The organism is Paenibacillus ehimensis NBRC 15659 (assembly GCF_004000785.1).
Lineage (GTDB): Bacteria > Bacillota > Bacilli > Paenibacillales > NBRC-103111 > Paenibacillus_G > Paenibacillus_G ehimensis.
Genome location: NZ_BILX01000124.1, coordinates 1 through 10732, shown reverse-complemented (window position 1 = coordinate 10732; position 10732 = coordinate 1). Strand labels below are relative to the sequence as shown.

Genomic DNA, 10732 nt, shown 5'->3' with positions numbered 1-10732 from the left:
GGGCAAGCCGGTCTCGCCATGGGATATTATTTGAAACAACAAGAGGTATCGTTCGCCTTGCTGGATGCAAGCGACCGCATCGGGAACAGCTGGAGGAACCGGTATGACTCCTTGGTGCTGTTCACGCCTCGAAAATATTCGCTGCCGGGCATGCCTATGCCTGGCGATCCGAACGGATTGCCGGCCAAGGACGAAGTAGCCGATTACCTCGAAGCTTACGCGAAGCGGTATTCCCTGCCGGTTCAATTGCAGACGCAGGTCATTTCGATGACCAAGACGAGTCAGAGCTTCCTCCTCGAAACGAATCGGGGAACCTATCGGGCGGACAAGGTCATCGTGGCGACCGGTCCGTTCCATACGCCTTTCGTTCCCGGCTTTGCCTCCGGGGTTCCGAACGAAATCTATCAAACGCACAGCAGCGCCTACCGGAATCCCGGCGAGCTGCGGGACGGGCCCGTGCTTGTCGTCGGCGCCGGCAATTCAGGTGCGCAGATCGCCGCAGAGCTGTCCCGGGAGCGGCAAGTGTATTTGTCCGCGGGAAGCGATCTGCATTTTAAACCGCAGTATATTCTGGGCAAGAGCATTTTTTGGTATTTCGACTTGTTCGGGTTTATCCAAGCGGATACCGGGTCCCTGCTCGGTTCGTGGCTGAAGAAGCAGCCCGAGCAAATTTACGGAATCGAACTGAAATCGCTTATGGCGGATCGAAAAGTGCTGCTTAAGCCGAGAACTGTCGGAACGAAAGAAAACCGCATTCTTTTCGAAAACGGAACCGAAGCGGAAGTCAGCAATATCGTATGGGCGACGGGCTATCGCAGCGACTACCGGTGGATACGAGTCGACGGCGCCGTCGATTCGCAGGGGAGCCCTGTTCACCGCGGCGGCGTCAGCCCGGTGTCCGGGCTTTATTATCTCGGTCTGCCGTGGCAGTCGTCCCGGGGCTCGGCGCTGCTCGGCTGGGTAGGGCGCGATGCGGCGAAGCTGGCGGAAAGGATCCGGCTTTCGTAGATTCGCCGCCTCGGGCTGCGGTCCGCATCGAAGCCGGGAACCTCGCAGCGTTCCAGATGAAGCTTAAAGCCCAAGATTATATGTACACCAAGCCCGGCCTGGACACCACCCTTGGGGACACCCGGGAGCTTGACCTGACGAATCTACAAAGGAATGCTCCGATAAGGCGCTTCCTCTATTGACCTGAGACCGAATACAAGCTACACTAGAAGGTACAAGCAGGGGAATTTCCAGCGGCGTCACCGCATGGAAAGGCTTCTGCTTTTCTATTTTCCCACCCACTCTGACAACCCGGGAGGCACCCGTGAATCATCGTTCGTTACGCACTCATCTGACGCTGGCCTTTGCGGTTATGGCGATCGTGCCGGTGCTGATCTTGGGCACCATTCAGGTCCAGCAAATCAACAAGCTGACGCAGGAGTACAACAAGACGCAGGAGCATGCGACAAAGCGGCTTGCCGACGCCGTAGAGACGTACGTTTATTATTACCGCAACGCCGTAGATACGCTCGCGACAACGATCAGCGCATCGGGTCCCGGGTTTCGCGACCGGGCCGGCTTGACGCGCAAAATCCAGTCGGTGAAAAACAACCTGCCCGGCTTCTCCCAGCTTTATGTAACGGATGAGAACGGCGCGATAAAAGCTCTCTCGCCGGAGGCTGAGAGCGCTAATGCGCAGGCGCTGCCGGTAGGCGGCGATCTAAGCCCGCGGGAATATTGGAAGAAGGTGAAGCTGACGCTGCAGCCCGCGATTTCCGTGCCGATGCATGGCGCCGAAGGCGGATCAGCGCCATTCGTCGCTATCGCCGCCCCGCTTTACAGCGAGAGCCGGGCTTTTGAAGGCGTTGTGATCGGAATACTCGACATGGGCCAAATCGCAAGGCTCGTCACCCAATACGATTACGGACCGGGCGCTTACCCGGCCGTGCTTGGACCGGCCGGCAGGGTCATCTACCACCCTCGGGAAGAGCTGGTGCAGTCCATCGCGGATTTGTCCGGCGAACCGGCGGTCCAAGCGGCGGCCTCCCTCAAGGAAGGGATGGATAAGTTCGCCTCCGCCGCCAATGGACAGAAGGAGCTCGTTTCCTTCAAAACGATCGACAGTCTGGGCTGGACCGTATGGGTCGGCCGCTCTTACGCTGCCGTTCAGGAGGCTTTCTTCGCCTCGCTCAAATCGACGTTTCTGCTGCTCTTGCTAACGCTTGGCTTGACCGCGCTTCTGGGCTCCTACTTGGCCAAGCGGCTGAACCGGACGATCCATGCGCTGGTGCGCTATACGCAGTCGCTCGCGGCCGACCGCTATACCGTGCCGAGCGAGCCGTTGTCTTCATCGGGCGCGCCGTACGAGATGCACTATTTGGCAACCCAATTTGCGCAGATGGCCGAGCAGATTCATGACAACCGGCAGGCCTTGCTTGAGCTGAACAGCGAGCTGGAGCAGCGGGTCGAGGAACGGACGCTCAGCCTGCAGCAGCAGCATGCGACGCTCGCCGCCGTCCTGGAGAGCTACTCCGACGGGATCGTCCTTATCGATGTGAATCAGCAGGTCGTGCTCGCCAACCGCCGGATGGCCGAGCTGTTCGGGTTTGACGGCAAAGAGGTCCTAAGCTTGACGGAAGAGGAACTGCTTCGCCGGATCGCCCGCAAAATGCCGCAGCCGGCTGAAGACTTCGCCCGGATGGGCCGCAAGCCGAATCCGGACGGCAAATTTACGCTGCTCCGCTCCCCCGGCGACGAACGGGTCGTCCAGTTGGCCTCATTCCAAGTGACGGACGGCAGTAAGGAATTCGGGCGCGGCTACGTCTTCCGGGACATGACGAAGGAGCATGAGATCGACACGCTAAAGAATGACCTGATCTCGCTCGCCTCGCACGAGTTCAAGACTCCGATTACGAGCATCAAAGGAAGCGTGGAGACGCTGCTGCGCAAGCATGCCGGATGGGACGAGGAGTTCAAGCAGGAGCTGCTGGAAGGCATTCACGAGGATATCGGCCGGATTCAGGAGCTGATCGACGAATGGCTCGACATTTCCAAGATCGAAGCCGGTGCGCTGAGCATTCATCCTGCTCCCGTCCGGATCCGATCCGTCGTGGAAGGAGCTTGGCAGAGACTGCCCCACACCCTCTCGGCCGAGGCGCAGCTTCATCTCGACTTGGACGAGGAGCTGCCGCTCCTCTATGCGGACAAGCGGAGGATGGAGCAAATTTTTATCAATCTGTTCACCAACTCCATCCGCTACAACGAATCGAAGCCGCATATCCGGGTTATTGCAGAGCAGGAAGGCCTGAACGTGCGCATTCTCGTCAAGGACAACGGCATTGGCATTCCCGAGGCGCATCTGCCTCACATTTTCGACCGGTTCTACCGGGTCGATGTTTCGTCCAGCCGCCGTACCGGAGGAACGGGTCTGGGACTCGCGATCTGCAAGGGCATCATCGATGCGCACGGTGGCTCGATCGAAGTACGCAGCACGGAAGGCGCAGGCACGACGATGATCGTCACGGTGCCAAGCTATTACGGCCAAACGGAGGACGACCATGAAGAAGCATAAAATAATGATCGTAGACGACGAACCGAAAATTTTACGGTTCATCGCTGCCAATTTGAAATCGGCCGGCTATGAAACCGCCACCTGTGCCAGCGGCGCGGAAGCGCTGGAGGCGCTCGACCTGTTCGATCCCGATCTTATTCTGCTCGACGTCATGATGCCGGGAATGGACGGCTTCGAGGTATTAACCCGGCTCCGGTCCTATACGGATGTAGCGGTCATCATCCTGACGGCGCGGAGCAACTCCAGCGACAAGGTGCAGGGACTGAATCTGGGGGCCGACGATTATTTGACCAAGCCGTTCTCGCTGGATGAACTGTTCGCGCGCGTCAGCGCCGTGCTGCGGCGCTTTGACCGCGGCAGCGGACAAATTCCCGCAGCTAAGGAGCTGCGTCTCGGTCCGATCGTCGTCAATCTGGCCCAGCGGCGGGCGTGGCACGGCGACAGCGAAATCAAGTTTACGGACACCGAATACAAGCTGCTTGTCCAATTGCTCCAACACGAAGGCAAGGTGCTGACCCACGAGCAGCTATTGACCGAAATTTGGGGCAGCGAATACCGCGACGATGTCGAATATTTACGCGTCACCATCGCGCGAATCCGGCAGAAGCTGAAAGCCGTCCTCCCGGAAGGCCAATGGATCGTCACCTACCCCGGCGTAGGCTATATGATCCAAAACAGCGGTTAAACGTCAAAAATCCATCGGTCTCTTATAAGGACCGATGGATTTTTTATATTACTGCGTCCCTGACGCTCTTATTTCGCGGTGAGCGTGATGTTCGCCGCCGCAGCCCAATTGCCGACCGGCGCAACCGTATACGTCGTTCCCGGCGTCAGCTTGCCGCCATTCTGCAGATCGAACGTCCCGACAGCGCCTTTGCGCGAGGTCAGCTTGTAAGTCGCGTTCAGCTTGGTGCCGTCGGCTGCTGTCAGCACGATGCTGCGGAGAGCGAACAGCTCGTCTTTCGGGTCCGCCGACAAGGTCACGTTCAGCGAAGCGGCGTCCACTTGCTCGACGGATTGAATTTGAAGCGGCGCGATTTCTTTCGCCGTAAACGTCGGATTGGCAATCGTCGACCAATCGGAGGTGACCGTATACTTCACGCCCGGCTTCAGCGTCTGACCTTCCGGCAAACGGAATTTCGGAGCCTGGCGCCCGTCCGTCGCTTGTGTGAACGGTACGTACGAAGCGACCATCGGCTCGCCGTTCTCCGGCGTGATCGTGACCTGCTTGCCTCTCATGGACGAAATCAGCTGATACGTTTTGCCGTTGTACATGTTGTTGTCGTCCAGAACAAACTCAAGGCCGCCGCGCTTTCCTTGATAGGCTGCGACCACGTTCCCGTAGTCGGTAACACCGTCCTCCAGCTTCGATTCGATTTCGAACGTTTCGGAAGCCACTTGCTGCACGGAGTTCATCGAAATTTTGTTCGTCATCGCTTCGAAAGTGCCAATTTTTTTGCCTTTATAGGAGAACGTGTAGGTTGTACCCGCTTTTTGCGGAGAAACCGGCAAAATGTAAGTCGATGTCGAGCCCGATTTCAACTGCGGGATGTTAAGCGGCGTCAAGCCGTTGTCGAACGTGAAGTTCGCTTTGGCCTTCTCCACATCGATCTCTTCCTTCGGCAGCGGTGCGGAGAACGTAATTTGAAGCGTGATCGGGTTGACGGCTTTCCACTCCGTCACTTGAATGGAAGCGACCTGAAGTGCGGCATGCACCACGATTGCGGCTTCGGCGCGGGTAACGGTGCCGCTTCCCGAATAAGCCGTACCCAGCGCATTTTTCAGTGTGGCCGCATCGGCTTTGGATGCCTTGGCAACCATCGAGATCAATTGATCCTGCGACAGCGAACCGTTCGGCTTAAAGCTGCCGTTCTCCCCGGTCATGGCGCCTTGGCCCACAACCGCATTCACGTAGTTGTAGAACCAGTCGGATGCCGCAACATCGCTCCATACAGCAGCCTGCCCTGCGGCTTGAAGCTGGAACGCTTTGGCCGCCATCGTCGCAAGCTCGGCTCTGGTGATCGCTTGGTTCGGACGGAAATCGTTTTGGCCGTAGCCTTCAACGACCTGGCTTTTTTCGAGCGCTTCAAGGGCCGTCTGGTAAGGCGCCGATGCACTGACATCAGTGAACGAGGCCGCTGCCTGCACATTCGTTACATGAATCGGAGCAAGCGAACCGAGCGTGACGGCAGTCGTCAGCGCGACGGTCGTGATCATTTTTTTCGTTTTCATCAAGGTCATCTCGCTTTCAGGAACGTATTTTCATTTCAAGCAGGGGTTTATGAAGTTGTTTCGTACAAGAGCTATCTTACCGCCAGACCCGTTACAATCGAATAAAAAATACGGCGGCCGCATTACAAAAACATAAAAAACCTGAGCGTGTTGTTCGCTCAGGAGTGGAGTGGTTTGTAACCAATACTTTATTTTTGAACGGCTAATGAGTTGCCTGTTAATGAGGTCAAATAATAGTGAAATTGACTCCATAGAAGGACAAGCCTGACTTTCTGGCCACACTTTGGGACGAAAGATTATCCCAAAACGTACTGTATAACGGGATGCCCTCGAGCTTCCGCACCGCCATCGCCCACCCGGCAACAACAGCGGAAGCATATCCCCTGCCGCGAAACTCGTCCAAAGTCTCAAGCCCCGCTTCATGGGCCCGGGACGTGATGCGGACGCTGCGGCAGACCGATACTGCCCTGCCTTCGCGTACGAGCGCAATACAAGGCTGGGCATAGTCAATTTCGGAAGCCAGCCATTCAAATCCGCCGCGCAATAACCCGGTCATATTTTCACGGGTAACGCTGACCACCTGCGCTGCCGGCATGAAGTCGTCGGGAACAAGATAGCAAGGTCCCATCGTGAAGCGCTCGCTTTGAAGAAGATGCATATAGACATCGAAATGCTTCGGCTTCGTCCGTAAATCCCTTAGGATCGGTTCGTCAGCGCACAATTCTTCCAATTGCCGGACAAGCGTCTCCGGGACATCATACCGAAACCGGCAGAGAGCCGAGCCCTCGATCGTTCGCCCTAAGAAAAACCGAGGAGCAGGAGGCTCTCCGGGCCAAGGCTCGTTTATCGTGCGCAGCCGCATATTCCGATCATGCGTAAACATTGCTTCAACATGCATCTCCATCAATTCATGGGCGGTTGGTTTCCTTTGTTGCGCATCGTGCATGCTTCCACTCTCCTTCCGTTACAACGGCTAGATACCTATGTTTAAGAGTATCAGAATTATCTAAATTAACTTGAGAAAAAATAATGATAATTGAATTATCCTGCTCACCAAATCAGCGTGCCACCCTGCTCCCCCGGAACATTGCGGGCTTTTCCGAAGACACCTGCCCCCATGAGCTAAAAAATAGAGGAACCCTAATGAGTTATCCGGCCTCCACTCAGCCGATTTGGCAGCTTAGAGGAACTCAGAATACGCTATTATGCTGCATAGAAAGCTTTTTAATATGTTTCGACACGGATAGCGAATCGTATTTCCTCTCGTTCAGGTGGCGGTTGCCGCGAAGTCATCTAGCGCATCTCCGTTCCTCTATTACTAGATGCGGCAATGCATGTCCACGTTGCCTACCTGTCTAGTCCCTCGGAGCATAAAAAAGCCTCCGCCCGGTTCTTGCCATAGGGCGGAAGCCAATCTTCAAATCATCAAGCTACTTCGCATAAATATGCGGATTTTGCCGGCGGCACTCTTCCATGACCGCCATTTGCAGGCGGACCTGATGCGGGGTAATTTCCAGCGGCGCTCCTTCGCCTAACGTACGGTAGAGCATTTCGTACAGCTGCTCGGTCATGTAGCCGAACTCGTTCTTGCCTTCGGGCAGTGCCGGCTCCCACCGCTCCTTGTACCACCGCAGCTGCTCGGTGCAGTATGCCGGTTCGCCATTGGCGTCGAACAACGGCTCGCGGATCAACCTTTGCTCCGGCGCTTCCTCGGGCTTGAAATATTTCCATTCCAAGTACCCGTTGTTGCCGCGCAGCCCGCCACAGGTTCCCTGTACGATGAATTTCTCGCGCGCATAGGCGGAGCAGGACGAAATCTCGATATCGACCGTCGGACGGCCCGGACCGCGCAGAAGCAGCTTGACGTAGTCCTCCGCATCCCCGAACGTATTGGCCCGGTCCATCACGCATACAACCTGCGGCAGTTGATCGCCTCCGAACAATTGGAGCGCCTGATCGACCGGATGCGGTCCGGTGTTGAGCAGGTTTCCGCCGTTGTTCTCTTGCAGCGACTGCCAGTCCCAGCGGCGGCCGAAATGATTGCTCGTCAAATCAATCTGCACGATCCGCCCCAATACGCCGGATTCGATGATTTGCCGCAGCTTCACGAACGCGGGCATGTAGCGCGACTGTTGGAACACCGCCAGCACGGCGCCGCTCCTCTCCGAAGCCTCTATTAGCCGGTCTACCTCCTCCGGCGTCTTGGCCAGCGGCTTCTCGCAGAGCACGTTCAGCCCTCGGTTCAACAGATCAAGCGTGATCGGAAAATGCAGATCGCTGGGCGAAGCGTTGACGACGAGATCCAGCTTCTCCGCCTCCGCCATCTCCTGATACGTGGCGTACGCGCGGCAGCCGTATTCCTGCTCCGCTCTCCGTCTTCGTTCCTCCAGCCCGTCGGCTACCGCCGCAATGCGGTACCGTTCGTTCATTAGCGCAAGCTGCGCGCCATGAATGTTGCGTCCGCTTCTTCCTTGGCCGATGATGCCTACGTTCAATATGTTTGACGTCATTGGTGTCCGTCTCCTTTTGTCCCGCTGGATGATTGCGTAAAAAAACCGCTACACGTAGAATAACGCGCAGCGGGTATGATGACTTGCACAATTTTATGATCGGAGTTGACTTATTTTACGATCTTGCAGACCATCTTCCGATAGGCGGTCGGCGTCAGCCCCGTCCGTTTCTTGAACGTCCGGATAAAATGACTCAGATGCCGGAAACCGACTTCATAGCAAATATCCGTCATCGTGCGCGACTGCTGGCGGATCAGCTCCTTCGCGCGTTCGATCCGCACCTCGTGTACGAATTCGATGAACGAAAGTCCGGTTTCTTTCTTGAACGAATGGCTGAAATACGTCGGCGCCATGCCGGCCATGCCTGCGCCTACTTCGAGCGAAATGTCCTGATCGTAGTTTTCGTGCACGAATCGGACGATTTCCTCAAACTGGCGTTGATGCGGACGAACGGCCGCCGGACCTGACGGCTGACGGGCCGCTTTGCGCCGCTCCCGTTCGAGGAGCAGCAGCAGCTTCGCCAGATTGAGCCGGATCGAAAGCTGATAGCCTTCTTCCTTATGCTCGAATTCGTCCTGTATATCTTGAAGCAACTGCTCGACCAGCGGCTGCTTGTTCATTGGAATATGTACCCAAGACTGCATTCCTTCGGCGGCTTGCCCAGCGTCCCCGCCTTCGCCAGTCAACCGCTCGTACAGCGATTGCGACAGCGGCTTGAGCCGTTCGTCCAGCAGCAGAGGCAGGAAGTCGAGCAGCACGAGATCGAATGTCTTGTCTTCGAACGTCTCCAAACGATGCTCCACGCTTGGAGGAATAACGAACATATCTCCTTTGCTCGCGGTTAACAGCCTTCCGTTGAAGTGATGGCTGCACACGCCTCTCACCACATAAGCGATCTGCACGTAATCGTGCGTATGCAGCGGCTGGCGGAACGAATGGCCTTGGTGCCGGATGAATTTGAACGGAAACTCCGGTCTCAGCATTTTCCGGTGCATGAAAAGAAGGGCTGTCATCGTCTACCCCCTGTACCCGAAGGAGCTTGGATTTACAACCCTAGTATAGTCAAAAGCGTTCACTGTGACAACCCGCCGGACTGATTGAGGGGTGGTCTCTCCCGCTACGGCCGAAGCACGGATATTCCACTGCATCGTCCGCCTAGCCTGCCTGCCGGATTACGGCAGTCCGAGCGCCTTCCGCTCCTCATCCGTAAACACGCGGGACCGGGTCAAAAACCGCATCCCCTCCGGCCCTTCGAGCGAGAACATGCCGCCTCTTCCGGGCACCACGTCGATGATCAGCTGCGTGTACTTCCAGTAGTCATACTGCGCTTGACTCATATAGAACGGAGCGCCGCCGATCTCACCGAGCCGAACGTCCTGTTCCCCGAGCAGGAACTCCCCTTCCGGATAGCACATGGGAGAGCTGCCGTCGCAGCAGCCTCCCGATTGATGAAACATGACGGGACCGTGTTTCTCCTGAAGCAGCCGGATCAAGGCCAGCGCTTCGTCCGTTGCGAGCACCTTCGGGACCGTATCCATCGCGCCCCGAATCAGAAGAAGCCCAAGGCGTCCGGGCTGTAGCTAACCAGCAGGTTTTTCGTTTGCTGGTAATGCGACAGCATCATCTTATGCGTTTCGCGGCCGATCCCGGACACCTTGTACCCGCCGAACGCCGCATGCGCCGGGTAAGCATGATAGCAGTTGGTCCAGACGCGGCCAGCCTGGATGTTTCTTCCAAAACGGTACGCCGTATTGATATCCCGCGTCCATAATCCGGCGCCGAGCCCGTACAGCGTATCGTTGGCAATGGCCAGCGCTTCCTCCTGATCTTTAAAGGTCGTGACGGAAACGACCGGTCCGAAAATTTCCTCTTGGAAAATGCGCATTTTGTTATGCCCTTTAAATACCGTCGGCTGAACGTAATAACCGCCGCTCAGGTCTCCGCCGAGCGCCGCCCGGTCTCCGCCGATCAGACATTCGGCCCCTTCCTGCTTGCCGATGCTCAGGTACGACATAATTTTCTCAACCTGCTCGGAGGACGCTTGCGCGCCGATCATCGTTTCCGTGTCAAGCGGGTTGCCCTGCTTGATCGCCGCTACCCGCTGCAAGGCCCGCTCCATGAACTTCTCATAGATCGACTCCTGAATGAGCGCGCGGGACGGGCAGGTGCACACTTCGCCTTGGTTCAGCGCGAACAGCACGAAGCCTTCGATCGCCTTGTTCAGGAAGGCGTCATCCTTGGCATACACGTCCTCGAAGAACAGATTGGGCGACTTCCCTCCAAGCTCCAGCGTGACCGGGATAATGTTCTGCGAAGCGTACTGCATGATCAGGCGTCCCGTCGTCGTTTCGCCGGTGAAAGCAATTTTGGCGATGCGGCTGCTCGAAGCGAGCGGCTTGCCGGCTTCCAAACCGAAGCCGTTCACGATATT

At 56.8% G+C, this 10732-nt stretch carries 8 protein-coding genes and 1 pseudogene; 3 read left to right on the top strand and 6 right to left on the bottom strand.

Annotated features, from left to right (window positions below; all coding sequences use genetic code 11):
• From PEH01S_RS33005 to PEH01S_RS32995, 3 genes are all read left to right on the top strand, one after another.
• Nucleotides 1–1008 (top strand): flavin-containing monooxygenase (locus tag PEH01S_RS33005; protein ID WP_127490316.1); only part of this gene is annotated, 1008 nt, incomplete at its 5' end.
• 304 nt (nucleotides 1009–1312) lie between these two features.
• Nucleotides 1313–3559: a sensor histidine kinase gene (locus tag PEH01S_RS33000; RefSeq protein WP_025852292.1), complete on the top strand. Its 2247-nt coding sequence runs from the start codon at nucleotides 1313–1315 to the stop codon at nucleotides 3557–3559.
• Complete coding sequence (locus PEH01S_RS32995) at nucleotides 3546–4244, top strand: response regulator transcription factor (protein WP_025852291.1); 699 nt, start codon at nucleotides 3546–3548, stop codon at nucleotides 4242–4244. Before PEH01S_RS33000 ends, PEH01S_RS32995 begins: the two co-directional genes overlap by 14 nt.
• Nucleotides 4245–4312: 68 nt before the next feature.
• On the opposite strand, the gene PEH01S_RS32990 is transcribed toward PEH01S_RS32995, so the two are convergent.
• The 6 genes and pseudogenes from PEH01S_RS32990 to adh form a co-directional block, all read right to left on the bottom strand.
• Nucleotides 4313–5791 (bottom strand): S-layer homology domain-containing protein, encoded by a 1479-nt coding sequence (locus PEH01S_RS32990; RefSeq protein WP_127490315.1) that lies wholly within the window; start codon nucleotides 5789–5791, stop codon nucleotides 4313–4315.
• Nucleotides 5792–6017: 226 nt separating this feature from the next.
• Entirely contained in the window at nucleotides 6018–6737 is a 720-nt protein-coding gene (gene aac(2')-IIb, locus PEH01S_RS32985; RefSeq protein ID WP_025852289.1) for a kasugamycin N-acetyltransferase AAC(2')-IIb, read from the bottom strand.
• 484 nt (nucleotides 6738–7221) lie between these two features.
• The gene (locus PEH01S_RS32980) at nucleotides 7222–8301 is read right to left on the bottom strand and encodes a Gfo/Idh/MocA family protein (protein WP_127490314.1); all 1080 of its coding nucleotides are present in this window, start codon (nucleotides 8299–8301) and stop codon (nucleotides 7222–7224) included.
• A gap of 110 nt (nucleotides 8302–8411) precedes the next feature.
• Nucleotides 8412–9314, bottom strand: a complete 903-nt coding sequence (locus PEH01S_RS32975) for an AraC family transcriptional regulator (protein WP_127490313.1) — start codon at nucleotides 9312–9314, stop codon at nucleotides 8412–8414.
• A gap of 159 nt (nucleotides 9315–9473) precedes the next feature.
• Nucleotides 9474–9839 carry a DUF779 domain-containing protein gene (locus PEH01S_RS32970; RefSeq protein ID WP_025852286.1) on the bottom strand — a complete coding sequence of 122 codons (366 nt, stop codon included), beginning with the start codon at nucleotides 9837–9839 and terminating at the stop codon, nucleotides 9474–9476.
• Between the two features lie 11 nt (nucleotides 9840–9850).
• Nucleotides 9851–10732, bottom strand: a pseudogene (gene adh / locus PEH01S_RS32965) (aldehyde dehydrogenase); the annotation flags it as partial.